General features: G+C 72.4%; 28 protein-coding genes and 1 pseudogene. 19 read left to right on the top strand and 10 right to left on the bottom strand.

Features of this window, described 5'->3' with window-relative positions:
• From L6E10_RS25930 to L6E10_RS25940, 3 genes and pseudogenes are all read left to right on the top strand, one after another.
• A pseudogene (locus L6E10_RS25930) lies at positions 1–263 on the top strand (D-beta-D-heptose 1-phosphate adenosyltransferase); the annotation flags it as partial.
• Positions 263–934, top strand: a complete 672-nt coding sequence (locus tag L6E10_RS25935; RefSeq protein WP_236222259.1) for an SDR family oxidoreductase — start codon at positions 263–265, stop codon at positions 932–934. The pseudogene L6E10_RS25930 and the gene L6E10_RS25935, both read left to right, overlap by 1 nt.
• A gap of 35 nt (positions 935–969) precedes the next feature.
• Positions 970–1,545 carry a phosphatase PAP2 family protein gene (locus L6E10_RS25940; RefSeq protein WP_236222261.1) on the top strand — a complete coding sequence of 192 codons (576 nt, stop codon included), beginning with the start codon at positions 970–972 and terminating at the stop codon, positions 1,543–1,545.
• Positions 1,546–1,624: 79 nt separating this feature from the next.
• On the opposite strand, the gene L6E10_RS25945 is transcribed toward L6E10_RS25940, so the two are convergent.
• Together L6E10_RS25945 and L6E10_RS25950 are read right to left on the bottom strand one after the other, a co-directional pair.
• Entirely contained in the window at positions 1,625–2,419 is a 795-nt protein-coding gene (locus L6E10_RS25945; protein ID WP_236222263.1) for an SDR family oxidoreductase, read from the bottom strand.
• The gene (locus L6E10_RS25950; protein WP_236222265.1) at positions 2,416–3,600 is read right to left on the bottom strand and encodes a cytochrome P450; all 1,185 of its coding nucleotides are present in this window, start codon (positions 3,598–3,600) and stop codon (positions 2,416–2,418) included. Before L6E10_RS25950 ends, L6E10_RS25945 begins: the two co-directional genes overlap by 4 nt.
• 81 nt (positions 3,601–3,681) lie before the next feature.
• Between L6E10_RS25950 and L6E10_RS25955 the strand changes: the two genes are divergently transcribed.
• The 3 genes from L6E10_RS25955 to L6E10_RS25965 are packed head-to-tail and all read left to right on the top strand — an operon-like array spanning position 3,682 to position 5,240.
• A complete protein-coding gene (locus tag L6E10_RS25955) occupies positions 3,682–4,008 on the top strand; it encodes a plasmid stabilization protein (protein ID WP_236222267.1) in 327 nt (108 codons plus the stop codon).
• Complete coding sequence (locus tag L6E10_RS25960; RefSeq protein ID WP_236222268.1) at positions 4,008–4,670, top strand: hypothetical protein; 663 nt, start codon at positions 4,008–4,010, stop codon at positions 4,668–4,670. Before L6E10_RS25955 ends, L6E10_RS25960 begins: the two co-directional genes overlap by 1 nt.
• Positions 4,671–4,685: 15 nt before the next feature.
• Positions 4,686–5,240, top strand: a complete 555-nt coding sequence (locus L6E10_RS25965; RefSeq protein WP_236222270.1) for a hemerythrin domain-containing protein — start codon at positions 4,686–4,688, stop codon at positions 5,238–5,240.
• Positions 5,241–5,539: 299 nt separating this feature from the next.
• Here the strand turns inward: L6E10_RS25965 and L6E10_RS25970 are convergent, their stop codons facing one another.
• Together L6E10_RS25970 and L6E10_RS25975 are read right to left on the bottom strand one after the other, a co-directional pair.
• Positions 5,540–6,262 (bottom strand): TauD/TfdA family dioxygenase, encoded by a 723-nt coding sequence (locus tag L6E10_RS25970; protein WP_236222272.1) that lies wholly within the window; start codon positions 6,260–6,262, stop codon positions 5,540–5,542.
• Positions 6,259–7,437: an MFS transporter gene (locus L6E10_RS25975; protein WP_236222427.1), complete on the bottom strand. Its 1,179-nt coding sequence runs from the start codon at positions 7,435–7,437 to the stop codon at positions 6,259–6,261. Before L6E10_RS25975 ends, L6E10_RS25970 begins: the two co-directional genes overlap by 4 nt.
• A gap of 115 nt (positions 7,438–7,552) precedes the next feature.
• Between L6E10_RS25975 and L6E10_RS25980 the strand changes: the two genes are divergently transcribed.
• From L6E10_RS25980 to L6E10_RS26000, 5 genes are all read left to right on the top strand, one after another.
• The gene (locus tag L6E10_RS25980) at positions 7,553–8,533 is read left to right on the top strand and encodes a helical backbone metal receptor (RefSeq protein ID WP_236222274.1); all 981 of its coding nucleotides are present in this window, start codon (positions 7,553–7,555) and stop codon (positions 8,531–8,533) included.
• Positions 8,526–9,593, top strand: coding sequence for an iron ABC transporter permease (locus L6E10_RS25985; protein ID WP_236222275.1), 1,068 nt, complete (start codon positions 8,526–8,528; stop codon positions 9,591–9,593). Before L6E10_RS25980 ends, L6E10_RS25985 begins: the two co-directional genes overlap by 8 nt.
• Positions 9,590–10,360 carry an ABC transporter ATP-binding protein gene (locus tag L6E10_RS25990; protein WP_236222277.1) on the top strand — a complete coding sequence of 257 codons (771 nt, stop codon included), beginning with the start codon at positions 9,590–9,592 and terminating at the stop codon, positions 10,358–10,360. The genes L6E10_RS25985 and L6E10_RS25990 overlap by 4 nt, the downstream gene beginning before the upstream one ends.
• Before the next feature lie 69 nt (positions 10,361–10,429).
• Positions 10,430–11,209 (top strand): Rossmann-like domain-containing protein, encoded by a 780-nt coding sequence (locus tag L6E10_RS25995; protein ID WP_236222279.1) that lies wholly within the window; start codon positions 10,430–10,432, stop codon positions 11,207–11,209.
• A gap of 8 nt (positions 11,210–11,217) precedes the next feature.
• The gene (locus L6E10_RS26000) at positions 11,218–12,252 is read left to right on the top strand and encodes a pyridoxal-phosphate dependent enzyme (RefSeq protein ID WP_308102882.1); all 1,035 of its coding nucleotides are present in this window, start codon (positions 11,218–11,220) and stop codon (positions 12,250–12,252) included.
• On the opposite strand, the gene L6E10_RS40940 is transcribed toward L6E10_RS26000, so the two are convergent.
• Positions 12,249–12,434 (bottom strand): DUF3040 domain-containing protein, encoded by a 186-nt coding sequence (locus L6E10_RS40940; protein WP_236222283.1) that lies wholly within the window; start codon positions 12,432–12,434, stop codon positions 12,249–12,251. The two genes, L6E10_RS26000 and L6E10_RS40940, sit on opposite strands and share 4 nt — an antisense overlap.
• 431 nt (positions 12,435–12,865) lie before the next feature.
• Here L6E10_RS40940 and L6E10_RS40945 point away from each other — a divergent pair, with 431 nt between their 5' ends.
• The gene (locus L6E10_RS40945; RefSeq protein WP_236222285.1) at positions 12,866–15,424 is read left to right on the top strand and encodes an ABC transporter substrate-binding protein; all 2,559 of its coding nucleotides are present in this window, start codon (positions 12,866–12,868) and stop codon (positions 15,422–15,424) included.
• A gap of 1 nt (position 15,425) precedes the next feature.
• Here L6E10_RS40945 and tsaA read toward each other — a convergent pair whose 3' ends face one another.
• Positions 15,426–15,821: a tRNA (N6-threonylcarbamoyladenosine(37)-N6)-methyltransferase TrmO gene (tsaA, locus tag L6E10_RS26015; protein ID WP_236222287.1), complete on the bottom strand. Its 396-nt coding sequence runs from the start codon at positions 15,819–15,821 to the stop codon at positions 15,426–15,428.
• Complete coding sequence (locus L6E10_RS26020; RefSeq protein ID WP_236222289.1) at positions 15,821–17,218, bottom strand: YdiU family protein; 1,398 nt, start codon at positions 17,216–17,218, stop codon at positions 15,821–15,823. Before L6E10_RS26020 ends, tsaA begins: the two co-directional genes overlap by 1 nt.
• 382 nt (positions 17,219–17,600) lie before the next feature.
• On the opposite strand from L6E10_RS26020, the gene L6E10_RS26025 reads away from it, so the two are divergent.
• Positions 17,601–18,260, top strand: a complete 660-nt coding sequence (locus L6E10_RS26025) for a hypothetical protein (RefSeq protein ID WP_236222291.1) — start codon at positions 17,601–17,603, stop codon at positions 18,258–18,260.
• Between the two features lie 75 nt (positions 18,261–18,335).
• Entirely contained in the window at positions 18,336–18,782 is a 447-nt protein-coding gene (locus L6E10_RS26030) for a hypothetical protein (protein ID WP_236222293.1), read from the top strand.
• 36 nt (positions 18,783–18,818) lie between these two features.
• Here L6E10_RS26030 and L6E10_RS26035 read toward each other — a convergent pair whose 3' ends face one another.
• Both L6E10_RS26035 and L6E10_RS26040 read right to left on the bottom strand, forming a co-directional pair.
• Positions 18,819–19,187 carry an HNH endonuclease gene (locus L6E10_RS26035; protein WP_236222295.1) on the bottom strand — a complete coding sequence of 123 codons (369 nt, stop codon included), beginning with the start codon at positions 19,185–19,187 and terminating at the stop codon, positions 18,819–18,821.
• Positions 19,171–20,100, bottom strand: coding sequence for a LysR family transcriptional regulator (locus L6E10_RS26040; protein WP_236222297.1), 930 nt, complete (start codon positions 20,098–20,100; stop codon positions 19,171–19,173). The genes L6E10_RS26035 and L6E10_RS26040 overlap by 17 nt, the downstream gene beginning before the upstream one ends.
• Before the next feature lie 70 nt (positions 20,101–20,170).
• On the opposite strand from L6E10_RS26040, the gene L6E10_RS26045 reads away from it, so the two are divergent.
• Genes L6E10_RS26045 through L6E10_RS26060 form a run of 4 tightly spaced genes read left to right on the top strand, consistent with a single transcriptional unit; the run spans position 20,171 to position 24,613 of the window.
• Positions 20,171–21,193: a TDT family transporter gene (locus L6E10_RS26045; protein ID WP_236222299.1), complete on the top strand. Its 1,023-nt coding sequence runs from the start codon at positions 20,171–20,173 to the stop codon at positions 21,191–21,193.
• Positions 21,194–21,239: 46 nt separating this feature from the next.
• Positions 21,240–22,847, top strand: coding sequence for a hypothetical protein (locus L6E10_RS26050; RefSeq protein WP_236222301.1), 1,608 nt, complete (start codon positions 21,240–21,242; stop codon positions 22,845–22,847).
• A 45-nt stretch (positions 22,848–22,892) separates the two neighbouring features.
• On the top strand, positions 22,893–23,477 hold the full coding sequence (locus L6E10_RS26055) for a TetR/AcrR family transcriptional regulator (RefSeq protein WP_236222303.1): 585 nt from the start codon (positions 22,893–22,895) through the stop codon (positions 23,475–23,477).
• Entirely contained in the window at positions 23,474–24,613 is a 1,140-nt protein-coding gene (locus L6E10_RS26060; protein ID WP_236222305.1) for a GDSL-type esterase/lipase family protein, read from the top strand. The genes L6E10_RS26055 and L6E10_RS26060 overlap by 4 nt, the downstream gene beginning before the upstream one ends.
• Positions 24,614–24,666: 53 nt before the next feature.
• Here L6E10_RS26060 and L6E10_RS26065 read toward each other — a convergent pair whose 3' ends face one another.
• A complete protein-coding gene (locus L6E10_RS26065; protein ID WP_236222307.1) occupies positions 24,667–25,074 on the bottom strand; it encodes an ATP-binding protein in 408 nt (135 codons plus the stop codon).
• A gap of 137 nt (positions 25,075–25,211) precedes the next feature.
• On the opposite strand from L6E10_RS26065, the gene L6E10_RS26070 reads away from it, so the two are divergent.
• A partial coding sequence (locus tag L6E10_RS26070) for an RsbRD N-terminal domain-containing protein (protein WP_236222309.1) occupies positions 25,212–25,717 on the top strand: 506 nt, incomplete at its 3' end.

Consider the following 25,717-nt stretch of genomic DNA (forward strand, 5'->3'; position numbering starts at 1 on the left):
AGGGACGGCCGGTCAACCGGGAGTCCGAGCGCGTGGAGGTGTTGCGCGCGTTGGAGTCCGTGGACGACGTGGTCGTGTTCGGGGAGGACACCCCGGAGAACGTGCTGGGCCGGTTGCGCCCCGACGTGTGGGTGAAGGGCGGCGACTACACCGCCGACCAGCTGCCGGAGACCGCTGTCGTGCGGCGCTGGGGTGGGCGGACGGTCGTCGTGCCGTACCACCGGGGCCGTTCGACGACCGCGATCCTGTCGAGGAGGGCTTGATGCTGGGCAACGTGCTGGTGACCGGAGGTGCCGCCGGACTCGGAGCGGCGGTGGCGCAGGCGGTGCGCGAAGCCGGGGGGACACCGCTGGTGCTGGACAAGTCCGCGCCGGGCACCGGGGAGTTCGAACTGGTCGACCTCGCGGACGGGCGTGCCGCCGAGGAGGCGGTCCGGACGCTCGCCGAACGGCACGGCCGCTTCACCGGTGTGGTGACCGCGGCGGGCATCGACCGCTGCGGCACGCTGGCCGAGGTGCCGCCCGACGAGTGGGAACAGGTGGTGCGGGTCAACCTGTTCGGCACGGCGGCGGTGATCAGGGCGGCGTTGCCGCACCTGGAGAACGGCCGCGTGGTCACGGTCGCCTCGACGCTCGGGCTGCGCGCCGTCAGCGACGCGACGGCCTACTGCGCCTCGAAGTTCGGCGTCGTCGGCTTCACCCGCGCGCTGGCCGCCGAAACCGCGGGGAAGGTCGGCGTCACGCTGGTGGTGCCCGGCGGGATGCGCACGAACTTCTTCGACGACCGCACCGAGCAGTACCGGCCGCAGGACCTCGACAAGCTGAACCCGCCGGACCGGGTGGCGGCGGCGATCGTGTTCGCGCTGAGCCAGCCGGAGGGCTGCGAGATCCGCGAGCTGGTCATCGCCCACGCGGAAGAGCCGTCCTGGCCGTAGGTTGGCGAAATGCCATTCCGGGTACGTAACGCGTCATGAGCGGCGCGGACGAGCTGGGGGAACTGGACGCGGACTCGTTGCACGACAGCGAGGCGCTGCCCTTCAGGCGTCCGCACCCCGTCATCATCGCCGCCAGCGTCACGGCACGCGGTGGCGCGCTGTGGTTGCCGGTGGCCGGCCTGCTCGCGCTGGCCGGCCGGCGCAGGACCGCGCAACGCGCGCTCACCGCGGCCGCGGTGGCGATGCCGCTGGGACATCTGGTGAGCTTCGTGGTGCACCGCCGCAGACCGCCCGCCGCGGACCTGCCCGCACGGCAGGCGTTGCCGGAGCACCCCGACTCGTCGTCGTTCCCCTCCAAGCACGCGGTGACGGCGGCCGCGTTCGGCACCGCCACCGCGCTGGAGGACCCCGGGGCCGCCGTGTTCGTGACCCCGCTGGTGCTGCTGGTCGCCTACAGCCGCCTCAGGACCCGGGTGCACTGGCCGACGGACGTCCTGGGCGGCTTGGCGATCGGTGCGCTCGTGGCGCTGGCCCAGGCCGGGACGGGGCGTTCGGCCAAGGCGTCCAGGTGGACGGCCGTCGTGCGGCCGGTCCTCCCCGGCCGCACGTGACCATCGTCGGTCTCGGACCGGCTCGCCCCGAGCGATAGCGGCTGACCGACCTCTTCGAGGTCGGTCAGCACGGCACGCGTCAGGGCTGCCGCCACTTCCCGTCGGTCATCAGCTGGCTCGCCTGCGGGCCCATCAGGGACATACCGCCGTCCACGACGAGCGACGCCCCGGTCACGTAGCTCGCGGCCGGGGTGGCGAGGAACGCGACGACCGCGGCGACCTCGTGCGCGCTGCCCGGCCTGCCGAGCGGCACACCAGGACGGGACTCGGTGTGCGGGTCCACGTCCTCCTGCCCGGTCATGGGGGTCGAGATCTCGCCCGGCGCCACGGAGTTGACCGTGATGCCGTGCTCGGACAGCTCCAGCGCGAGCACCTCGGTCAGCGCGCCGAGCCCCGCCTTCGCGGCGCAGTACGGCGCGGCACCCACCCGCGGCAGGTGCTCGTGGACCGAGGTGATGTTGATGATCCGGCCGCCGCGCCCGGCGTCGATCATGTGCTTGGCGGCGCGCTGGCAGCACAGGAACGCGCCGTCGAGGTCGACGGAGAGCACCTCGCGCCACTTGTCGAACGACATGTCCACGACCTTCTCGCTGCTGCCGGTGCCGGCGCAGTTCACCAGGACGTCGAGGCCACCCAGTTCGCCGGCGAGCTCGTCGACGACGGACGCCGCCGCGGGCAGGTCCGTGAGGTCCAGCTGCCGCACGGCGCACCGGGCACCGGCCTCGCGCACCTCGTCCGCTGTTCCCGCGGCTCCGTCGGCGTCGCGGTGGTAGGTGATGCCGACGTCGATGCCGCCCCGCGCCAGCGCGACGGCGATGGCCTTGCCGATGCCGGAGTCGGCTCCGGTCACCACGGCGTGCAGAGGTGTGTTCATGCGACGCGAGTACCCGTCGGCGTGGTCCGCAAGCGGATCGCGAAGTGGTTCAGCGTGGCGGGCAGCGGGGCGGGCAGCGCCGGGAACGACAGGTGCTCGCCGAGCGTGTCGAGCATCGCGCTGCCGGTGGCCAGCACCAGGTCGCGGCCGGGGCACACGCCGGGACCACCGCTGAACGGCACGATCGCCGGGTCGAGAGGCCGGTCCCAGATCTCCGGCGCGTACCGGTCGGCGTACGGCAGCCGGTCCGGGTCGCGGTGGAAGAACGGCGTGAACGCCACGAACAGGGTGTCCTCCGGCAGCCACGTGCCGTGCCAGCGGGTGGCGATCGTGCTCTCCCGCAGGATGACGGGCGTCGTCGGCCACAGCCGCGCCGACTCGAGGATGCCGTGCGTTCCGCGTGCTCCGATGGCCAGCGCTCGCATCGTGACGATCCCGGCGGCGTCGAACGCGAACAGCCAGTGGGGGGCCTGACCGGACAGGTCGCCCGGCTGGGCCGCCAGACTGCCCTTCTCGGCGCGGGCGAGGTGGTCGTCGAGCCTGCGCTGGAAGCGTTCGCGAAGGCCGCGCCGCTTGGGGTGCAGGAAGGCCCAGTTGGCGTTCTGGCGGAGTGCGAACAGGTCGTCGGTGAGCTGGTCGTCGCCGCGGGCACCGTCACCGAGGACGATCCTGCGCACGATCCGCCACCACGTCTGGGAGAAGGCGTCCCAGGTGAGTTCGCCCGTGCTCATCACGTGGCGGGTGAGCAGGTCGGCCTCGTCGCGCACGATCGCCTCGACCGGGACGTTCTCCGGCCGCAGCGCCCGTTCGTTGACCTCGCGCAGCCGTTCCCTCTCCGCGCCTTCCGAGATGAGCACGCCGTGCGGCTGGAAGTGCCGGAGCGCGGCCTTCTTCTCCTTCGTGGCCAACGCGAACGGCTCGGGTGACTCGTCGAGCAACCGGTGGACGTCCGTCGGGTCGACGAGGACCGCGATGCTGCGGCCGGTGACCCGCAACCGGACCGGTTCCGGTCCGTAGCGGTCGCGGAGCTTGCGCATGGTCTCGACGGCGCGCTGGTCGGACTGGACCTTCCCGGCCGCCGCCATGACACCCGGCCTGCGGACGATGACGCCCTTGGCGAGGGTCGGCAGCAGCACCGTCGCCAGCACGCGCGCGGTGTCGAGTCGTGAGGAGATCGCCATGTCCGGGGTTACCCGGCGCCCCGTGTGTGAACCACCCCGGCCGGGGGTATTCGCGGGCCAGCACCGAGCAAGGAGGTCGTGATGCCCGCGGGATCGAACGCGAAACGTGAACGCCAGTACCAGCACATCAAGGACTCCGCTGAGGACCGCGGCGCGTCGCCCAAGCGCGCGAAGGAGATCGCCGCGCGCACGGTGAACAAGAACCGCGCTCAAGCCGGGGAGTCCAAGACCGCCAGCAAGTCGTCCACCAGGGACATGTCCCCGCAAAAGCGTGGTGGTCAGCGGTCGGGCACGAACCGGCCGAAGGGCCTCACCAAGGAGCAGCTCTACGACGAGGCCAAGAAGAAGAACATCAGGGGCCGCTCCACCATGACGAAGAAGGAGCTGGCGAGCGCGCTGGGTCGCTGATGTCTGATGTGGACAAGTCCTCGATCCTGACGATCCTCACCACCGAGCACTACACGTTGCAGATGGTGCGCACCGCGACGATCACCGACGCCGCCAGCCGGGCGGGACACCTGCTCACCACGATCTCCGCGTCGATGATCGCGATGGGGTTCGTCGCCCAGCTCGTGCCGCCGGAGGTGCTGCTGGTCATGATGCTGGTCATCTCCACCGGACTGTTCCTGATCGGGCTCGCGACCCTGTTCAGGACGGTGGAGCTCACCATCGAGGACGTGCAGGCGGGTTTGGGCATCAACCGGATCCGGCACGTCTACGGCGATCTCGAACCCTCCACCAGAGAAGTCTTCGTGCGGCAGATGCACGACGACACGACCGGCGTGCAGCTCGACGCCGGTCAGACCGGCTGGCGCAACGCCAGGCGGCCGCGGCTCATCGGCACCGCACTGGGCGTGTCCGGCCTGGTGAACCTCGTGAACGGACTGCTCGCCGGCGTCATCGCCGGTGCCGGCGCGGGGCTGCTCGACGCGGGCCTGACCTGGTCCGTCGCGATCGGTGCCGTTGCCTGCGCGGCCGTCATCAGCGGCTTCGGCATCGCGCTCGGACGCATCGGACGGCGCGGCATCGCGCCCATCACCACGCGCTATCCGAGGAACAACCCGAACTGAAGGAGAACCACCACCATGCAGTACGACGTCGTCGACCTGATCATGCAGGACCACCGCGAGGTGGAGCGCCTGTTCGGCGAGCTGAAGAACCACCCGGAGAAGCGACCCCTGCTGACCCCGGTCCTCTGCGGTCTGCTGGTCGCCCACAGCCGGGCCGAGGAGGCCGAGGTCTACCCGGTCGCCAAGGACGCCGGCGGCGAGGACGAGGTCGAGCACAGCCAGGAGGAGCACGCCGAGGCGGAGCAGCTGCTCGCCAAGCTCCTCGACACCGACTACGACTCGCCGCAGTACGAGAAGGCGTTGCAGGAGGTCGTCGACTCCATCACCCACCACGTGGAGGAAGAGGAGAAGACGGTGCTCCCGGGCATGCGCCAGCGCCTGAGCGCGGAACGCCGCCACGAGCTCGGCGAGGCGTTCGCGCGCAGCCGTGCCGACCACCTCGGTGAGCTGCCCGGCCAGGCCACGCGCGAGGAACTGCTCCTGCAGGCCAAGAACATGGGCCTGGACGGCGCGTCGAGCATGACCAAGGAGCAGCTGCGCCGCGAGCTGCAGAAGGCGGCGTCCTCCTAGGAGACGCCTCGGCCGGCGCCGGGTGCAGGGAGCCGGCGATGGCCGGGCCGCAGGGCCGGTGACAGCCGGCCGAGCCGCCCCGGTCGGAGGCGGCGCCCGTTCCGGAGCCCGCTCGCCGCAGCTCTCGCGGGGCGTGACGGAGGCGGCGTCGGTCCGGAGCCCGGCTGAAGCCAGTGGTGCGACCGGGGTGGCGCTGCTCCCGATCCGCTGGCCGCCCACCCGGCTGAAGGTGCGACGGAGGCGCCGCCACTCCCGGGCCGCCCACCGCGCCCCGCTTCTCGCGGGTCGCGATCGGTCTCCTAGGCGTCGTCCGTCCGCACCGTCTGGATGTGCACGGTCCGGGCGCCGGTGTGCGCCTCCCTGCCGTGCCAGCAGCGGTAGTTGTCGAGGGCCAGCACGTCGCCCTCGTCGAGCCTGATCCTCGGCAGCTCCCGCTGGACCCGCTCGACCTCGGTGTCGAAGCGGGCGAGCATCTCCTCGACGTGGTCGGCCTCGGGGTCGCGGTGCAGGGCCGTGACCCCGTCCGTGCGCCGGGTGATGCGCCTGCCCGTGCGGGTGAACTCGATGTGGCGGCCTACCCGTGGTGTCGCGGGTAGGCCGCGCGTCTGCGCCCAGCGTCCGTAGAGGTCGACGTCCTTGCCCCGCAGGAACTCCCTGAGCTCCGCGTCCAGCGAGTCCGTGAACTCGTGCGCGTCGAGCACGAACGACTGACCTCCGTACGGGGCCTGCGAAGCGAGCAGCACCAGGACGTGGTCCTCGTCGGGATGCCTGCGCCGCACCGGTTTCCCGCCGACGTCCACCACCACGTCGAAGCTGTCGGCGTGCAGGCCCACCACCCCGCCGTCCACGGACCGGCGCGTGCGGTGGGGGAAGAGCTCGCGCAACGCCGTGCCGAACAGCAGCGCGGCGGCCACCGGCAGTGAGCCGGGGGAGTTCGGCAGCCCCGTCAGGACCACCGCGCCGTTCTCCGCCAACGTCGTGCGGGCGGCGGGGTCCAGAACCGGGACGCGGGGGACGATCACCGGCGCGGCCCGAAGTCGCGGGACGACGGCACGAGCGCCGCCAGGGCGGGTGCGGCGAAGCAGATCACCGCGCAGCCCGCGAGCACCGCCGGGGCGCCGAACTCGGAGATGGCCGGGGCGATGAGCGCGAGACCGACCGGCGCGAGACCGTACGACATCAGGAAGTCCAAAGAGGACACACGGGCGAGCTTCGAGGGCTCCACCTCGCGCTGGGTCGCGGTGAACCACGGCACGTTGAACAGCTCGATGCCGATGCCGGCGACGACGTAGGCGGCGACCACGACGAACGGGTGCACCGGCAGCAGCAGGCTCAGCGGCGCGAACCCGTACAGCGCAAGGCCGAACAGCGCGGTCCACCCGGCGTGGCGCGGCCGCCAGCGGGCGATCAGCAGCGCCCCGGCCAGTGCGCCGAGGGTGTAGGCGGTCATCGCCCCGGCGAGCACGGCCTCGGTGTCGTAGCGGTCGCGGCTGACCAGCGGCAGCACCACGCCGGTCGCCGAGTAGCCGGTCGCGATCACGGCGGTGAGCGCGCCCAGGCCCGCCAGGAACCACGGGTGGCGCCTCGCCTCCCGCACGCCCTCCCAGAAGTCGGCCACGAAACCACCGCCGCCGCCCGGTGCGGTGAGTCCGGCGCCGGCGGGCGGGACCAGTGCGGCCACGAGCCACAGCGCGCCGATGCCGAGCAGCAGCACCTGGGTGTTGAGGAAGAGCGCGAGCAACGCCGTCAGGCCCGGTGCCACCAACGTGGTCACGCGCACCGACAACGTCATCGCGGCGTTGGCCTGCTGGCGCTGGTCACCCTCGACGACCTCGGCGGTCAGCGCCTGGAACGCCGGGCGGCAAGCGCCCTGTCCCGCGCCCATCGCCGCCGCGGCAAGAGCCGCCACCACGAGCGAGTTGCCCACGAACGCGGCGAGCACGGGGGCGGCGACGGCGGACGTCAGACCCGACCACAGCACGACCTGGCGGCGCGCGTAGCGGTCGGCGAGCACGCCGCTGACCGGCACGGCGGCGAGGAAGCCCACCGTGCGCGCGGCCAGCAGGACGCCCAGCTCCACGGCCGTGATGGAGCGGGAGAGCACCGCGAGCCCCAGCACGAACGGCAGCGCCCAGGTCGCGATGCCGGACGCCGTGGTCGCGGTCCAGAGCCGGAGAAAAGTGGGGCTGCGCAGCACCGACGGGCTGCGCACTGTGTCGTGGACCACGCGTTCGACCTCTCGGCAGGGTTGCAATGAAAATGATTGTCGTTACAGTAGCGCAAGCCGTTCGAGTGAATCTCTGGAGGATCTGATGTCACACCCGAGCCGGTTCGGCCCGGTGCTGCTGGTCGCGGCGCTCGCCGCGGGCTGCGCCACCCCGGGAGGTGCCGAGGCGCCGGCGGCGCAGTCGGTGGTGGTCGAGAGCTGCGGCAAGCAGCTGTCGTTCGCCGGCACTCCGCAGCGGGTGGTGACGCTGGACCAGAACTCGACGGAAACCCTGCTGGCACTGGGGCTGCAGGACAGGATCGCCGGCACGGCGAACCTGAAGACCAAGGTGGCGCCCCGGTTCGCCGAGGCCTACGCCAAGATTCCCGTCCTCTCGCCCAAGGTCCTCACCTCGGAACCGTTGCGGGCGGCCAACCCCGACGTCGTGGTGGCGTCGTTCAAGGAGCTCTTCACCGCCGACCGCGCCGGCACGCGCGACGAGCTGGAGTCCCTGGGCGTGCCGACGTTCGTGAGCGCGGTGAACTGCTCCGACGGCGCGACCGCGCCGTTCGAGCGGCTGTTCCGCGACTACGAGAACTTCGGCAAGATCTTCGGCATCCAGGACAGGGCGAACCAGCTCGCCGCCGAGCAGCGCGCCGCCGTCGCCGAGGTGCAGGCCGTCAAGCGGGAACCGGTGAAGGTCGTCTGGGTCTACTCGGTGTTCAAGGGCGTCCCGTACGTGGCGGGCAAGGACGGCATGGCCAGCCAGATGAGCAAGATCGCCGGTGCGGTCAACGTCTTCGACGACCTCAACCAGGAGTGGCCGGAGGCGTCCTGGGAGGAGATCGCGCGCCGCGACCCCGACGTCGTCGTGATCGGCGACCTGTCCGAGCGCGGCAACCCCGGTGACAAGGCGAGCGAGAAGCTCGCGATGATGCGCGAACACCCGGCCGTGTCGCAGCTCAAGGCCGTGCGGGAGAACAAGGTCATCGAACTGCCCGGCATCGAGATGGACCCGTCGGTCCGCACGGTCGACGCGCTCAAGGCGTTCGGCGCGGGACTCGACAAGATCGCCGGCCGTGGCTGACGCCGCCGTCCTCGATCAGAACCCGGTCGTCGCCCCGGCCACGAAACCCCTCCGCCGCGGGAAGAACACCTTCGTCGTCGTTCTGAGCCTGGTCGTCCTCGTCGTGTCGCTGGTGCTCGCCGTGCGCATCGGCGTGGGGGCGAGCTGGGCGGAGATCGGTCGCGCCGCGGGCAGCCGCCTCGGGCTCGCCGTGGTGCCGCTGCCGCGCCTGCTGGACTCGTTGATCTGGGACCTGAGGCTGCCGCGGGTGCTGCTCGCGGCGCTCGTCGGTGCGGCTCTGGCGGTCTGCGGCGCGGTGCTGCAGAGCGTCACGCGCAACTCGCTCGCCGACCCCTACCTGCTCGGGGTGTCCTCCGGCGCCTCGACGGGCGCGGTGGTCGTGGTGGTGCTCGGGTTCGCCGGGTCGCAGCTCGGCATCACCGGCGGTGCGCTCATCGGCGCGCTGGTGTCGTTCGGGCTGCTGATGGTGTTGTTGCGCCGCACCGGTCTCGACTCCTCGCGGATCGTGCTGACCGGCGTGGTCGTGGGGCAGCTGTTCGCGGCGCTCACGTCGCTGATCCTGCTCTCGTCCGGTGACGCCGACAGCATCCGCGCGGTCACCAACTGGCTGCTGGGCTCGCTCGCCTCGGCGCGCTGGACGTCCGTGGCGGTGTGCGCGGTGGTCCTCGGCGCGGGGCTGCTCGTGGTGTGGCTGTGCTCGGCCGCGCTGGACGGGTTCGCGTTCGGCACCGACACGGCGTCCTCGCTCGGCGTCGACGTCCGCGCCACCAGGGCCGTGCTGCTGGTGACCACCTCCGTGCTGACCGCGGTGGCGGTGGCCGCCGTGGGCGCGGTCGGGTTCGTCGGGCTGATCATCCCGCACGGCGTCCGGTTCCTCGTGGGTCCGTTGCACCGCGAGCTGCTGCCGATGTCGGCGGTGGTCGGCGCGGTGTTCCTGGTCTGGACGGACGCGCTGACCCGCGTCGTGTTCTCGCCGCTGGAGGTGCCGGTGGGCGTGTTCACCGCGCTGATCGGCGTGCCGCTGTTCCTGCTGGTGCTGCGCAAGCGGGGTGAGCTGTGAGGATCGAGGTCCGCGACCTCAGCTGGGGCGTGCCGGGCAAGACGATCGTGCGCGACGTGAGCCTGGTGGTGGAGCCGGGGGAGACCGTCGGGCTGATCGGGCCGAACGGCTCCGGCAAGTCGTCGCTGCTGCGGTGCGTCGCCGGGCTGCGCACCCCGGCCGCCGGAGCCGTGCTCTACGACGGCGCGGAGATCGGGGCGTGGTCCGCCCGCGACCGCGCGCGCAAGCTGGCGTTCGTCGAGCAGACGGCGGACACCGAGAGCGACCTGCGGGTGGCCGAGGTGGTCATGCTCGGCCGCACGTGCCACCGGTCGCGCTGGCGCGGCCCGGACGCCTCCGACCACGAGATCGTCGCCGCCGCGCTGGCGCGGCTCGACCTGACCGGGCTGGCGGACCGCCCGTGGAAGCAGCTCTCCGGCGGTGAGCGGCAGCGCACGCACCTCGCGCGGGCGCTGGCGCAACGCACGTCCGGGCTGCTGCTCGACGAGCCGACCAACCACCTGGACGTCCGCCACCAGCTCGAGCTCATGGAACTGGCCGGCAGCACGCCGCAGACCGTCGTGGTGGCGCTGCACGACCTCGCGCTGGCCGCCCGGTACTGCGACCGGCTGGTCCTGATGCACGGCGGCGCCGTCGTCGCGGACGGCCCGGCGGCCGAGGTGCTGACGGCCCCGCTGCTGCGCGAGGTGTTCGACGTGGAAGCCGAGATCGGCCGCGACGGCCTGGGCCACCTGGCCGTGGGCTACCGCGAGCCGGTCCGCCGATGAACCCCGGGATTCGCGCCGCGATCCGGAACGACGAGACGAGGGGGAGCTATGTCCACTGTGGATGAACTGATGACAGAGGTGCTGGAGGGCGAGCACGGTCCCGATCCCCGGGAGATCCCGGCGACGAGCGTGTTCTGGGTCCACCACGGCACCAGGCTGGCGGGCGGCGACACGACCTATCGCAACCAGTACGTGCTCGTGCGCATCGGAACCGCGTTCGGCGCGTGCGCGTTCGCCGAGGGCGACGCCGATCCCGCGGTCTGCGCGAACTACTCGGGCGCCCCGGTGGCCGAGCTGCTGACCGAGGCGCCCGCCCCGGTCCGGGTGGCGGCGCTCGACGCCTACCTCGGCAGCGTCCGTCCACATCGGATCTCCGGCGCGGAGCGGGTCGTGCTGCCGGTGGGAACGCCGGAGGAGCGGGCACGGGCCCGTGACGCCGCCGTGGCCGGGCTGCTGGACGTGCCGGCGGGCGCCAAGGTCGCGTTGATCGGCGTGGTGAACCCGCTCGTGGCGGCGATCCGCGACCGCGGGGCCGAGTGCCTACCCTGCGACCTCTCGCTGCGCACGACGCAGTGGGGCGACCCGGTGACCCCGGACATGCGGGACGTCCTCGGTGTCGCGGACGCCGTCGTCGCCACCGGCATGACGATCGGCAACGGCACGTTCGACGAGATCCTGCGCACCTGCCGCGAACGCGACGTCCCGCTCGTCGTCTACGCGCAGACCGCGAGCGCCGTCGCCCGCCACTTCCTCGGGCAGGGGGTCACCGCCGTGTCCGCGGAGCCGTTCCCGTTCTCCCAGTTCAGCGCCGACGAGACCGCTCTGTACCGCTACCGAGTCCGGACGTGAGAAAAGACGTGGACCACCACATCGCAGACGCCCTCAGCCGCCCCGCCCTGGTGCGCCTCGACTCCCGCACCCTCTGCCTGCGCTTCGAGACCATGAAGGTCGCTTCCGCGCTCGAAGCCGTCCGGTTCCTCCTCGAACGCGGCACCATCGCGCACGGGGACACGCTGGTCGACAGCTCCAGCGGCATCTACGCGCACGCCCTGGCGCTGGCCTGCCACCGCTACGGCCTGCACTGCCACATCGTCGCCTCGACGACGGTCGACGCGACGCTGCGCACCCAGCTGGAGATCCTCGGCGCGACGGTGGAGCCGATGCCGCCGTCCGCGAGCCTCAAGCTCGACCAGAGCAGGCGGGTGGCACGGGTGCGCGAGATCCTGCGCGACCACCCGCGGCACCACTGGATGCGGCAGTACCACGACGACGTCCACTACCGCGGCTACCGGCCGATCGCGGACCTGGTCCGCGAGCACGCCGACTGCTCACGGCTGTCCGTCGTCGGCGGTGTCGGCACCGGGGCGTCGACCGGGGCGCTGACGAGCTTCCTGCGCGAGACCTCACCGGAGGTGGAGCTGGTGGGCGTGCAGCCGTTCGACAGCGTCACGTTCGGCAGCGAGCACGTGCACGACCCGGAGATCATCATCGCCGGGATCGGCAGCTCGATCCCGTTCGGCAACGTCGACCACACGCTCTACGACACCGTGCACTGGTTCGGGTTCGACGCGGCGCTGAGCGGCAGCGTGGCGCTCCTGCGCGAGCACGCGATCTTCGCCGGCCTGTCGGCGGGAGCGGCGTACCTCGCGGCGCGGTGGGAGCAGCGCCTCGACCCGGACCGGCACGTGCTGGTGCTGGCGCCGGACACCGGCCACCGCTACGTCGACGCGGCCTACTCCCGGCACGCGCAGGCCCCGTCGCCCGACGAGCTGGAACCGCGTCAGATCAGCAGGCTCGCGGACATGGACCTGCCGTGGTCGCGGATGCGCTGGAACCGGGCCGGCGCACCGCCGAAAGCGGTGGCGGAGGCGGCGATCGCGGTGGCGTCCTAGAGCAGGAGCAGCGTCAGCGCGACGACCAGGGCGCCCGACACGACGGACAGCAGCGCGGCGGTGAACTGGCGCCGGCGCTGGGCGCGGGGGCCGTGGGCGAGCGCGCGGGCGAGGTCGGGATCGGAGGCGCGGAACCACCGCTCGATGTCGAGCAGCCGCTGCTGTTCCTGAGCACTGAGCACGTCCGCTCCCCAGGTCGGTCCGGCTTGACGACCGCGTGTACCCCGGCGTTCCGGCGTCCAAACCACCGATGTGCGGTGCGTCGCGGATTCCTCCGCCACGCACCGCATTCGGCTTCTCAGAGGGGCCTCGGCTCCGGCGGGAGGGGATCCGGGTCGGGTCCCGGCGGCCGCAACGGGTCGGGATCGGGACCCGGCGGCTGGGGCTGGTCGGGTCCGGTCGGTCGTGGCTGGTCCGGGCCCGGCGTCGTCGGCACGGGCTCCGCAGGGGGTACTGGCTGGCTCATGTCCACCGGATACCCGCCCGCCAAACCCTTTCGCACCCGCTTCGAATTGTTCGAAACGCGTTAACGAGCCGCTCGTGCTGATCGACAACCCGTCGAGTCCCTCGTTTGGGACCGGTAGAACGGGGGCGGGGAGTGGCGCTGTCCAGGGTGACGTCTCAGGGGTGGTTCCCCGGTTCCGAGCGCAGTCGCGGGCTGCGGTTCAGCGGCGCCGTCGAGCTGGTGCGGTTGCTGGACCGGCTCACCTCCCGCCCGCGGTGGCCGTCCCGCGACGTGCCGTTGCCGATCCTGCACCTGCGGCGGCCTCCCGGTGCCCCGAGCCCGCTGGAGGCGCTCGCCGGCCGTCCCGCGACCGCACGGGGGCGGCGTGTCCCGTTCGCGCTGGTCGACGGCTCGGTGGAGCCCGAACGCCGGCTCCTCGACGACGTGGTGGCGCAGCTCGCCGGTGAGGTGCGCGGCGCCTCCCGGCTGCGGTTTCCGCACTACGCGCTCGTCGCGTGGTTGCTCGACCTCTCGCTGCCCGCCGACGTGGAGGCGGAGGAGGAGGAACGGGAGATCGCGCGCGAGTTCCGGCAGCACCTGCGGCGGCGCGTGCGGGTCACCGCGGACGGCGCGCAGGATCTCGCGCAGGACTTCCCGTGGTGGATCCGGCTGGTCATCGGGCTGGTGCCGCGGATCGGCCTCGCGGTGACGGCCCTGGTGTGGCGGCCGGCGACGTGGGTGGGGGAGCAGGAGCTCGGCGGCCGGTCGCGGCACGGCCTCTACCGGCTGGCGCGGGCCGTGGTGAAGGAACGGCTGGCCCAACGGCACGCGGACGAGGTCGGCGACCTGCTCGTGCGCGCGCTGCTCGAGGACCTGCGGCGGTCGCACCGGCGCTGGACGGTGCGGGGCACCGGCCGCCGGCGCACGGGCAACCCGTGGCTGCTGGTCGAGAACGGGCCGTGGCTGGTCGACGCCCTCGGCCGCGCTCGCGGTGGCGTCCGGAGCGGACAGTCGTGGCGTGCTTCGCCGCTGAGCCGGCCGGACCCGCTGCTGGTGATCTCCGCGGCGGAGTCGGCAGAGGTGCCGCCGACGCACGTGGCGGACGCCCTGGCGGGTTACCAGGACTGGCTGCGGCAGTTGTCGCGGTCGCAGAACTGGGTGCTGGAACTCGACACCGACGCCTCCGAACCCGCGAGAGGCGTCGTCGGCGCCCTGTCGGAGTTGCGGCCGATGAGCCTGCGCCGGGCGCTGGCCGCGCCGCTCGTGCTCCTGCTGCTCGCCGCCTCGCTCGTGGCCGTGCCGTTCCTCAACCACGCCCGGTGCGACGAGTGGTGGTCGCCGTCGCCGCGCTCGCCGTTGCAGCGGGTCGGCCAGGAGTGCATCGGGGTGTCGGCGGATCCGTTGCGGCACTTCGTCCCCGCCTGGGTGCCGGACGACATCCGCCCCGCCCTGGAAGACGTCTACGGCCGGATCACCGCCGAGAACCGCAAGGCGCAGCAGCGGCCGGACGCGGTCACCATCGTCTTCCTCAGCGTCCTCACCCCCAGCACCGCCAACAGCTTCCACGCGCTGGTCGAGGAGCTGCGCGGCGTGTGGGTGGCGCAGAAGACCAGCGACGTGCCGATCAGGGTGCTGCTCGCCAACGGCGGCGAGGGCCCCGGTGGCCGGGGCCTGGCGTCCGGCGACATCGCGGCGGACAAGATCATCGAACTGGCCGCGCGCGACCGCGCCGTGGTCGCCGTGACCGGCCTGTCGATCAGCACCGACACCGCCAGGTCCGTCGTGAAGCGCCTGGGCGGCAACGCTTTGCCGATCATCGGCACCCTGACGTCCGCCGACGACATGACGAGCGTCAACGAGTACTACTACCAGGTCGGGCCCAACAACCTGCGCCAGGCGAGAGTCGCCGCCTACTACGCCCGGAGCCGCCTGGCGACGACCGACGTGGCGATCTTCTACTCCGGTGACCCGACCGACCGCTACAGCCGGAACCTGGCCGAGGACGCCCGGACCGCGTTCGCCGAACGCGGGATCGCCATCAGCCAGTACAGGTCGTACCGCGTGGCCGCCGACGACGAGGGCCTCGCCCCCGCGAGCCTCGGCCAGGGCGCGTGCCCCGCCGGCGAGCGCCCCGGCTACGCCGTCTTCTACGCGGGCCGCGCCCAGTACCTGGCGGAGTTCCTGCGCGGTATGAACAGCAGGTGCCAGGGCCGCACGCCCCCGGTGATCGCGAGCGACTCGTCCACCCGGTTCATCCTCGAGGGCACCATGGCGCAGTTCCCGAACGTGCGGCTGGACTACCTGTCGTTCGCGAGCCCGGCCGCCTGGACCGACTGCGCGAAGGTGCCGTTCTACAAGAACTACCTCGACGTGTTCCGCCGGACCTGCCAGGCCCTCGGTGACGGGCGTTCGGCCGCCGCCCACGACGCGGTGCAGGTCCTGGTGGAGGGCGTGCGGCAGGTGCGGCGGACCGATCCGGGCGCTCGCGTGCGGGAAGGGCTGCTCGCGGGGATCGGCGGCATCCGCCCCGGCAACGCGATCCAGGGCGCGAGCGGGACGATCGGGTTCGGGACGAGCACCCGGTTGCCGTCGGACAAGGCCGTGCTGGTGTTGCGGGGCAACACGGACACCACGTCGACGCCCCGGCTGGTGTGCGGGGAGCTGCCGTTCCCGGAAGACCTGGTGGTGCGGCCGGACGTGGACGGGTGCCCGCGCGACCCGCAGTAGGTCAGCGCTCCGCGCCCAGCACCGGCTTCACGTCCACGACCGGCGTGCCGTCGACCGCCTCCAGGTGCGCCACCCGCACGCGCACGCCGTCGACGGCGACGATCCGCACGTGGTGCAGCCCGATCGGGTTCGGCCGGTCCGGTGAGCGGGTCGAGAACACCCCGGTCTCCTGCCGGTCGGGGTCCTCGCGCGGGTGCACGGCCAGCACCGACCTGTCGGCGCGGTCGAGCCACGTCAGCACCAGGACGTCCTGGCCGGGCGCGAGCTCCCGCATCGCCCGCTCGTACTCGGGTGCGAACACGAGCCAGGCCTCCGGCGCGCCCTCGTCGGCCTGCCCGGGCGCGGCGGAGCGGTCGGTGAGGGGCGACTCGACGTGGCCGATCGGTTGCAGCTTCATCAGGTCCCGCAGAAGGTCCGGTAGGTGGCGCTGAAGTCCTGCGGCGCCGGTGTGGCGAAGTGTTGCAGACCGGGGCGCTCCCCGTACGGCGAGGTCACCGCTTCGAGCAGGTTGTGCAGCGGGGCCAGGTCGCCGGCGGCACCCGCGGCCAGCGCTTCCTCCACGAGGTGGTTGCGCGGGATGTAGACGGGGTTGACCCGGTCCATCTCCTCCGCGTCCGGGCCCAGCTCGCGCCAGCGCGCGATCCAGGCGTCGACGCCCGCGAGGTCGAGGAACAGCGACCTGGCCGGTTCGGCGTCGCCCCGCGCGGCCTTGCCCAGCAGGTGGAAGAACGAGGTGTAGTCGACGTGGTTCTCGTGCATCAGCACAAGAAGGTCCTTGAGCAGCGGTTTCACGTCGCCGGACACGCCGAGCTTCCTCCGCACACCGCCGATCCAGGCCTCCTCGAACCGCGTGCTGAACGTGCCGAGCACCTCCATCGCCAGTTCGACGGCCTTGTCCTGGTCGTCGGCGAACAACGGCAGCAGCGCCTCGGCCAGGCGGGCGAGGTTCCACTCGGCGACGATCGGCTGGTTGCCGAACGCGTAACGGCCGCGGTGGTCGATCGAGCTGTATGTCGTTGACGGGTCGTAGGCCTCCATGAACGCGCACGGGCCGTAGTCGATCGTCTCACCGGAGATCGTCATGTTGTCCGTGTTCATCACGCCGTGGATGAAGCCGACATGCATCCACCGGGCCACCAGGGACGCCTGCGCGGCCACGACGTGGTCGAACAGCTCCAGGGGGGTGCTGCCCGGGTGGTGGCGGGCGATCGCGAGGTCCGCGAGACGGCGCAGCAGGTCCACGTCGCCGGTGTTGCGGGCGTACTGGAAGCTGCCGACGCGCAGGTGCGAGGAGGCGACCCGGGCCAGGACGGCGCCCGCCAGAGGTTCCTCGCGCTGCACGACCGCTCCGGTCGACACCACGGCGAGCGAACGGGTCGTGGGGATGCCCAGCGCGTGCATGGCCTCGCTGACGACGTACTCGCGCAGCATCGGGCCGACCGCCGCGAGCCCGTCGCCGCCACGGGCGAACGGGGTGCGGCCGGAGCCCTTGAGGTGCAGGTCGCGCAGCCGGCCGTCGGCGCCGGTCAGCTCGCCCAGCAGCAGGGCGCGGCCGTCGCCGAGCCGGGGGGAGTAGCCCCCGAACTGGTGACCCGCGTAGGCCTGGGCGACCCCGCGGCCACCGGCGAGGAACGGCAGGCCGTCCCCCCGCAACCAGGCGGGGGCGAGGCCCAGCTCCTCCGCGAGGGGCTCGTTGAGGAGGAGCAGTTCCGGTTCGGCGACCGGGACGGCCTCCCACGAGACCGCCATCTCCGGCACCGCTGTCGCGAAGTCGCTGCTCAGGCTGATGTTCACGTCTTCCAAGGTACCCGCTGCTCCCCGGTCGACCTGTGACCGCGGTCTCACGGCGAACTGGGCCGAGCCGTTTCCGCGCCGCGCACGTGACAGGGCTGAACAGGTTGCCGGAAGTCCACTCGGGAATGAGAAAGACAATGCGTCGCAAGCAAGTGGGGATCGCTGCTGCCCTTTCGCGATCGGTGTCGTCACGTTGACGGCGTGCGGGTAGGGTGCCACGCAGCCCCGGGAACGCCGCTCCCGCAACAGAACAGGCGCAGGTCGGGGAAACGCCGCGAGCGTCGTCCGACGAGTCCGGAGTGGACTTCCTGCGCGAAACCGCGAACTCCGGCAACGCCGGCAAGACCACGGGCGACCGCGCACCGGAGCCGCGCCCGCGGAGGTGGAGCAGAAGTGGGTGGAGCCGCGCGCCGGCAACGCCGGTGGCCTCGAACCCGCTGTGGTGAACGGGAAGGGCCTGTCGGTCTACTGGTTCGGCGACGACCCGGCGAGGGGTGGTGTGTCCCACTGCAACGGTGACCGCGCCAAGACGTGGCCTCCCATCACGGTCACCAAGGGCACCAAGCTCTTCTTCCCCGGCATCAAGCGCGAGAACATCGGGTTCGTCCGGCGCCAGGACGGCCGGACGCAGGTGACGATCGGTGGCCGCCCGGTCCACCTGTTCTCCGGAGACAGGAAGGCCGGCGACGTCCTCGGCCAGAACGTCGGGAACAAGTGGTTCGTGGTCGACCCCGAGGGCGGGCGCGCCGTCGCCCCCGCCGAGGCGCCGGCGACGCCGGGCACCGGGCCCGCCGCCTCCGTGACCTTCTTCACCGGCAAGAACTTCGACGACTTCAGCGGCGACAACTCCGCCACCGGCGTCGAGCCCGAGGCGCGGTGCGCGGACCTGCGCGGCGCCTTCCGGTCGCTGTCGCCGTCCGGTGCGGTGAAGATCTGGTCAGAGCCGGGCTGCGAGGGCAAGTCCGCCGTCGTGAGCGAGGACGTCCGCGACGCGGCCGAGCTCGGCTTCGCGAACGGTGTCCGGTCCTACGTCCTGCCCTGACCTGATCGGGTGAACGATCCCGGCCTCCCGAGCACCCCGGCTCTGGCGGCCCCTCCGCCTCGCTACGCTCCAGGCATGCGCCACTCCGCCATTGCGCTGGCTTTGCTGCTGGCCGGGTGCGGTACCGGGACCTCGTCCCTGCCCACGATCACCCCGGCCCCCGCGTCGTCGGCCGGCTCACCGCTGCCGGACCTGCAGCCCCGGCTCGACGCGATCGGTGTCCTGCTCACGGACTGCGCCGCCCGCCTGCGCGGCGAACCGGTCGACCCCGCCGACAACTGCACCCACGTCATGCCCGACGTGACAGGCGTGGTCGCCGAGGTCGAGAAGCAGTCCTCCAAGCTCCCGCCCGCGGGCCAGGCCGCCCTCGCCGAGGTCCGCACCCAGCTCGCCGCCATCGCGCCCTGCGAGCCGTGGTTCGCCGCCGGTGGCACGAGCGCGGACAGCCAGCTCGACGCCCGCTGCAAGAAGGCGTGGGACGCGCTGTTCCGGGGGTACAGCGCCGTGCGCAACACGGCCTGAACGAGGCTCCACTGTGGACAGGCGGTCCGAGGCCCGTCAGGGCGCGGGGTCGACCGGCGGGAAGCGGCTCGTGACCTCGGCCGAGATCTCGTAGTGGCGCACCAGGAACGCGCGCTCGTCGAGCTTCTTGCGCCGCAGCCAGCCCGTCACCTCGGCGTTGCACTTGCTGGCGTTGCAGGATCCGCACGCGGGCACGACGTTCGCCAGCGTGTAACGGCCTCCGCGCGAGAGCGCCTGCACGCAGTCCTTCTGCAGCGAGGTGGCGGGGGCGCCGCAATAGGCGCAGCCGCCCCACGACGTCTTGAGGGCGTCCCACTGCGCGTCGGTGAGGTCGTTGACGACGCGCGCCATGCGCTTCTTGCGCTTGCGCGCGGCGCGATCCTGTTTGCTACCGCCGGTCGGCACGATCGGTGAGACTACGCGTCGCGATGGCCAGGAGGTCGGAGGCGGGGCCCCGGGGTGTCCTGCCCGCCGGCCACACCGCCCGCAGCGCGCGGTGCAGGTCCACGCCGGCCACCTCGACGCGGACGAGCGTGCGGGCGGCGACGTCGGTGGCGACGGTGTGCAGGCTCAGCACGGCCGGGCCGATGCCGCCGATCGCGGCCGCCTTGATGGCGGTGGTCGACGACATCTCCAGCAGCGGACCGGCGGACTCGCCCACGCCCGCGGCTTTCAAGGCGTGCTCCCACGCCTGGCGCGTGCCGGAACCGGGCTCCCTGACGACCAGCGGGGTCGCGGCGACCTTCGCGGCCGTGACGCGGCGGCGCCGGGACCAGGGATGGCCGGGAGCGACGACGAGCACCAGTTCGTCGTGGGCGACGACACGGGTGGCGAGGCCCGCCGGCACGTCGGTGCTCTCGATGAAACCGAGGTTCGCGCGGTCGGCCAGCACCTGCTCGGCCACGTGCGCCGAGTTGCCCGCGGACAGCACGGTCGCCGTGTCCGGGCTGACGGCCCGCAGCGCGATGAGCCACGCGGGCAGCAGGTACTCGGCGACGGTGAGGCTCGCGGCGACGCGGAGGTGGCTCTGCCGGTCCGCGCGCAGGCTGGTGATGCCGGCGTCGAGGTCGGCCGCCCGCTCGAGCACCTGCGCCGCCCACCCGGCGACGAGCTGGCCCTCCGTGGTGAGCCGGGCACCGCGCGGGGTGCGTTCGAGCAACGGCACGCCGACGCGGGACTCGAGCGTCCTGAGCCGTTCGCTGGCGCTGGGCTGCGACATGCCGTGGGCGCGGGCCGCCCGGCCGATGCTGCCCAGCTCCGCCACGCTCAGCAGCAGGTCGAAGCTGGTCAGGTCGGCGACCCTGGACGGCAGAGGCATAGGGGCAGCCTATGTGCACATCGGTGATCGCCGCCTACCGGAGCCGGCGCGGCGGGAGGATCGTCATGTCGTGACCGCTCTCGCACCTCATCCACACCGTGCCCCCGAGGTGCGACGAGCGGCGCCCTTCGGCCCGAACCTCTTCGCCTCCGTGATGGGGACCGGGATCGTCGCCACGGCCGGTGCCGTGATGCCCGGCCTGCGCACCGCCGCCACGTGCGTCTGGGCGCTCGCCGCCGCGCTGCTGGTTTTCCTCGTGGCCGCCGCCGCGAGGCGCTGGACGTGGTCCGCGGTCCGGGCGCAGCTCGCCGACCCCGTGATGGCGCAGTTCTGGGGCGCGCCGCCGATGGCGCTGATGACCGTCGGCACGGGCGCTCTGCTGCTCGGCCGGGACTGGATCGGGCTGCCCGCGGCCCTGGCCGTCGACTGGGCACTGTGGACGGTCGGCACCCTGCTCGGTCTCGCGACGTCGGTGCTGGTGCCGCTGCGGATGATCGGCAGCGGCGAGCGCGCGTTCGGCGGCTGGCTGATGCCCGTCGTGCCGCCGATGGTGTCCGCGGCGTCCGGCGCCCTGCTCGCCGGGCACCTGCCGGAAGGACCGCCGCGGCAGGCCCTGGTCCTCGGCTGCTACGCCCTGTTCGGCGTCAGCCTGTTCGCGACGGTCGTGATCGTGCCGCAGATCTGGCAGCGGCTCGTCCGGCACGGCCCGGGAGCCGCCTCCACCGTGCCGACGCTGTGGATCGTGCTCGGCCCGCTCGGCCAGTCGATCACCGCCGCGAACCTGCTCGCCGGCGTGCCCGTGCTCCCCGGCCAGACCGCGTTCGGCGTCCTGTACGGCACGATTACTTGGGGCTTCGCGTTGCTGTGGACGGCACTCGCGGCGGCCGTGACCGTCCGGACGGCGCGGCGCGGCCTGCCGTTCGCGTTGACGTGGTGGAGCTTCGTCTTCCCGCTGGGCACTCTCGTGACCGGGACGAGCGCGCTGGCGACGCGCGTGCCGTCGGCGATGTTCACCGGTGTCGCCGTTGTGCTGTACGGAGTGCTGGTGCTCGCATGGGCCACTGTGGCCGTTCGCACGCTGGCGCGGCGCTAGGGATGCCCTAGACTGCCCCGAAAGCTCTGGGGGGATCGCAGTGGGTGTGGACGTCGACAGCTGGGGCCCGCGGGACCACTACGCCGCGGAAGAGGACCCGAACGTCCGCTACGTCATCATTCTCGTTGAGGGCCAACGGCTTCCGCACGCCGTCGTGCGACTGACCGGCACGGTGGAGGAAGCCTTCGGCCACGAGCTGCGGTGGGAACCGTCGGACCTGTTGAGCCGCGTGGAGTCCGAGCCGTCGTGGACGGCACGTGAGGCGAACGTCGGCTACGCCAACGGCTTCCTCGTCGAGATGATCCGCGTGCTCCGTGCGTGCAGGCACGAGTCGGAGCTGGCGGACTACAAGTACTACGCGAGCTTCAAGCACGCCCTCGGCGTGCTGGACCTCGACAACGCCGACCGGCTGATCCGCCGCCCCGAGGGCAGCGTCGAGGAGGAGTACGCCGGCCACGGGACGTGGGAGCGGTCCGACAAGCTCTACCGCATCGACTCCGGCCACGACCCGGATGACGAGTACGTCGCGATCAGCGAGTCCGAGGCCCTGCGGCTCAAGGAGCTGATCGACGACAGGTGGGACCGCGGCTGCAGCCACCACGTCGTGTTCGTGGACGGGAACCCGGTCGCCGTCGTCGTCCAGGTGCGCGCCAGCCCGGACGACGAACTGGCCTACACGGGCGAGGCGGAGCCCCAGCCGTCCCGGCTGCTCGACCAGGCGACGCGGGAGCCGCGGATGAACGCCGTCGAGGTCGGCATGGAGAAGGCCGTCGAGATGATGGCCGCGCTCGCCCGGCGGCGCCGCCTGCGCGACCAGGCCGCCCTGACCGGTGGCTTCGCGGTGTTCGACAGCCTGACCGACGTCCTCGACCCGGACGCGGCCACCGAGGTGGTGCCCGCGCGCGAGGACCGGCAGCGGATCTCCGCGCCCCTGAGCCCCCGGGAGGCCGAGCGGATCGGCCTGCGCCTGCACGTGCGGCAGGCCCGCCGCACCGCCGAAGCGGTCCGCGGCCACCACCACTTCGCCGTCTTCTCGCGACTGGAGGACGTCGTCGACCCCGTCACCGCGACCTCGGTGATCCGCGTGGACCCGCACGGCCACTGGGAGATGTACCTGCGTGGAGGAGTGTGGCCGCGCACCCCGAAGCCGTCGAGGCTCATCACCCTGCCGCTGGACGGGTCCGGCCTCGACCGCGTCACGCACGCGCTCGACGACCTGCGGCCCCGCTACTTCGAGGTCCGCGGGCCGCAGGGCCGGGTGGCGCTGCTCCGCCTGACCGGGAGCACCGAGGAGTCCGCGCGCGACCTCCGGTGGGAGCCGTCGGCGTTGCTGTCGTGCCGGCAGGGCGAACCGGACCGGGTCATCACCGAGTACGACGCAGAGGCCATGACCCTGGCGAGGTACCACAGGGCGAGCAGCGAGAGGGCCGAGCGGCACCGCGGCGATGCTCGCGGGTACTTCGCGGTCTTCGTCGACTTCGCGGCCGCGCTGGACTTCCGGCGCGCCGAGGCGGTGGTGCGGCGCGAGGACGGCGTCGACGAACGGCACGTCGAGCGCGGCCGGTGGGTCCCGACGGACCTGTTGTCCCGCAACCCGGACGTCCCGTACCTCGCCGTGAGCGAAGCCGAGGCGGAACGGTTGTGCCAGAACTGACCTACGGCCAGTAGGCCGAAACCTAAAGGGCGTAGGCTGGGTAGCATGCGTCAGGCCCTGACCTCATCGGCTGTGATCGCCGAAGCAGCCACCCTGGCCGACGAGCAGGGCCTCCAGGCCGTGACCCTCTCGGCGGTGGCGCGACGCCTGGGTGTGCAGGCCCCCAGCCTCTACACCCACGTCGAGGACCTGGAAGCCCTCAGGGACGGCATCACCGCACAAGCCCTGGCCGAACTGTCCGCCGAGATCAGCGAGGCGATAGCCGGAAGATCCGGCAGACGGGCCCTCCAGGCCTTCGCCGACACCCACCGCGGCTACGCGCGGGCGTTCCCGGGCCGCTGGCAGTCCCTCCAGCGCCGGGCCGGCCGGCCGGTGGTCCGCTCGGACGCGGCCAGGAACATGGCCGAACAGGCCGGCGCCGTCCTCAGGGGCTATCCGGTGCCCGCGAACGAGCGCGTGCACGCCATCCGCCTGCTGGGCAGCACGATCAACGGTTTCCTGTCGCTGGAACGCACCGGCGGCTTCGACCACGGCGAGCCGGCGCCGGAGGAGTCCTGGCGCAGAACGGTGACCGCCCTCGACTCCCTCCTGAACGCCTGGCCCACCACCCGGGACGAGACGCGACCATGATCACCACCCCGCTGACCGACGAGATCGTGCGAGGCGCCGCCGAGCTGGAGCGGACCGGCCGGGGCGTCCGCCCGCACCGCCTCCCCGCCTGGGTCCGCACCCGGTTCCCGGATCCCCAGCTGCTCGGCGCGGAAAGCCGCCCGGCAGGCGTGCGCCTGGTGTTCGCGACGAAGGCCACCACGATCGAGCTGGACCTCCACACCACCTATGTCTCGTACACGGGCGTCAGTCGCCCACGCGGCTATGTCGACCTGGTCGTGAACGGCGAACGAGTCGCGAGCCACCAGGTCGGCGGCGGCGACCGGATCGAGATCGACCCGGACACCAGGACGACGCAGCTCCACGCGGGTGTTCCGTGCACCACCGCGTTCAGCGACCTCGGCACCGGCGAGAAGCACGTCGAGCTCTGGCTGCCGCACAACGAGACCGTGGACCTGCGGGCCCTGCGCACCGACGAACCGGTCACACCGCTGACCTCGGCCAGGCGGATCTGGCTGCACCACGGCAGCTCGATCAGCCACGGGTCGAACGCCACGACGCCCACCCGGACCTGGCCCGTCGTCGCGTCCCGCCTGGGTGGCGTCGAGCTGCACAGCCTCGGCTTCGGCGGCAGCGCGCTGGTGGACCCGTTCGTCGCGCGCGTGATGCGAGACCGCCCCGCCGACCTGATCAGCGTGAAGCTCGGCATCAACGTGGTGAACTTCGACGTGATGCGACTGCGGGCGTTCGTGCCGGCGGTGCACGGGTTCCTCGACACGATCCGCGACGGCCACCCGGAGACGCCGCTGGTGCTGATGTCGCCGATCTTCTGCGGCGCCTACGAGGACACGCCCGGCCCCGGCCGGATGGACCTCGACGGCCGGGGCGGCGTGCGCTTCTCCGCGACCGGTCCGCACGGCCCGGCGCCCCAGCTCACCCTGCGGGTCGTCCGCGAGGCCCTGGAGTCGCTCGCCGGGCGCCGGGAGGAGGACCCGAACCTGCACCACCTCGACGGCACCCGGCTCTACGGCGAGCAGGACGCGGCAGAGCACCCGTTGCCGGACGCGCTGCACCCGGACACCGCCGCGCACGAGCTGATCGGCGAGCGCTTCGCCCGGTACGCCTTCGCACCGGGCGGCCCGTTCGCGACCCGGTGAGGGCTACCGCCCGCACCCGGCAGCGCGATCCCGAGCCGCCAGGCCGTCCGGCGTCACGGGGTCGCGGTGCAGGGCACGACCGCCCACACGGCTTTACCGGTCTCCTGGGGCGTCACGCCCCAGCGCTCGCAGAGCTGGTCGACCAGCACGAGGCCGCGGCCCCGCACCGAGTCCGGGGAGGACGGTTGCAGCGCCGGGGGAGCGGCGGAGGCGTCCTCCACCACGACCTCGACGCCGTCCGCCGCGGCGGTGCGGCGCAGCCGCAGGCGCGCGGGGAACCGGCCGTGGTCGTACACGTTCGAGACGAGCTCGGTCACGACGAGCTGCACGTCGAGCAGGTCGTCCTCGTGCAGCGACGGCAGTGCGGTGCGCGCCCACCGGCGGACCACGGCGATGTCCGGCACCTCACTGTCCAACTCCAGCACGTGGGAGGAATCAGGAGGGTCGTCGACGACGGCCAAGAGCGTGCCTTCCTGTCACTGGTGAGCAGGCAGGAGTTACCTCCGGGACGAACCCCCTAAACGTGGTGACCACCTGTGGTGGTTCCCGGGAGCACGGCTACTGTCTGCGGAGTGGTTGACCGTTTGAGGAGGACCGAGTGACTTCGGACGCAGGGCACGCCCAACGCTTGATCGAGCTGTTGCGGACGAACGCCGAGTCCTTGATCGACAAGTGGGTGGACGCGGTGGCCGTCCTGCTGCGGGGACGGTCGACCAAGGCCGAGCTCGAGTCCGACTTCAAGGAGTTCTTCGCGGCGCTGCTGCCCCTGGTCGGCAGTGACGGCCGGGACACGAGCAGGCCGGAGTTCGCCGAGATGCGGTCGCTGCTGGAGGAGTACTCGCGCAACCGGGTGCGGTCCGGCTTCACGCCGTCGGAGACCGCGTCGAGCGTCTTCTCCCTCAAGCGCGAGGTCTTCGGCCTGACCGAGGGTGACGAGGACCCGGAGTTCTTCCGCCAGGTGCTGGAGTTCTCCAGCCTGCTCGACGCCTTCGGCCTGCTGACCTTCGAGTTCTACGCGCGGGCGCGCGAGGAGATCATCCGCGAGCAGTCCGAGCAGTTGCTGGAGCTCACGACCCCGGTCGTGAAGATCTGGGAGGGGGTGCT

Source organism: Lentzea sp. CC55 (assembly GCF_021056325.1).
Taxonomy (GTDB): Bacteria; Actinomycetota; Actinomycetes; order Mycobacteriales; family Pseudonocardiaceae; genus Lentzea; species Lentzea jiangxiensis.

What these genes read in the sequence shown, in the direction of transcription:
- L6E10_RS25955 (WP_236222267.1), top strand. Translation starts at nt 3,682, where the DNA reads ATGCCCGCGGGATCGAACGCGAAACGTGAACGCCAGTACCAGCACATC.
- L6E10_RS26040 (WP_236222297.1), bottom strand. Translation starts at nt 20,100, where the DNA reads ATGCCTCTGCCGTCCAGGGTCGCCGACCTGACCAGCTTCGACCTGCTG.
- L6E10_RS25935 (WP_236222259.1), top strand. Translation starts at nt 263, where the DNA reads ATGCTGGGCAACGTGCTGGTGACCGGAGGTGCCGCCGGACTCGGAGCG.
- L6E10_RS25945 (WP_236222263.1), bottom strand. Translation starts at nt 2,419, where the DNA reads ATGAACACACCTCTGCACGCCGTGGTGACCGGAGCCGACTCCGGCATC.
- L6E10_RS25965 (WP_236222270.1), top strand. Translation starts at nt 4,686, where the DNA reads ATGCAGTACGACGTCGTCGACCTGATCATGCAGGACCACCGCGAGGTG.
- L6E10_RS26060 (WP_236222305.1), top strand. Translation starts at nt 23,474, where the DNA reads ATGATCACCACCCCGCTGACCGACGAGATCGTGCGAGGCGCCGCCGAG.
- tsaA (WP_236222287.1), bottom strand. Translation starts at nt 15,821, where the DNA reads ATGAAGCTGCAACCGATCGGCCACGTCGAGTCGCCCCTCACCGACCGC.
- L6E10_RS25940 (WP_236222261.1), top strand. Translation starts at nt 970, where the DNA reads ATGAGCGGCGCGGACGAGCTGGGGGAACTGGACGCGGACTCGTTGCAC.
- L6E10_RS25980 (WP_236222274.1), top strand. Translation starts at nt 7,553, where the DNA reads ATGTCACACCCGAGCCGGTTCGGCCCGGTGCTGCTGGTCGCGGCGCTC.
- L6E10_RS26030 (WP_236222293.1), top strand. Translation starts at nt 18,336, where the DNA reads ATGCGCCACTCCGCCATTGCGCTGGCTTTGCTGCTGGCCGGGTGCGGT.
- L6E10_RS25960 (WP_236222268.1), top strand. Translation starts at nt 4,008, where the DNA reads ATGTCTGATGTGGACAAGTCCTCGATCCTGACGATCCTCACCACCGAG.
- L6E10_RS25995 (WP_236222279.1), top strand. Translation starts at nt 10,430, where the DNA reads ATGACAGAGGTGCTGGAGGGCGAGCACGGTCCCGATCCCCGGGAGATC.
- L6E10_RS25950 (WP_236222265.1), bottom strand. Translation starts at nt 3,600, where the DNA reads ATGGCGATCTCCTCACGACTCGACACCGCGCGCGTGCTGGCGACGGTG.
- L6E10_RS26055 (WP_236222303.1), top strand. Translation starts at nt 22,893, where the DNA reads ATGCGTCAGGCCCTGACCTCATCGGCTGTGATCGCCGAAGCAGCCACC.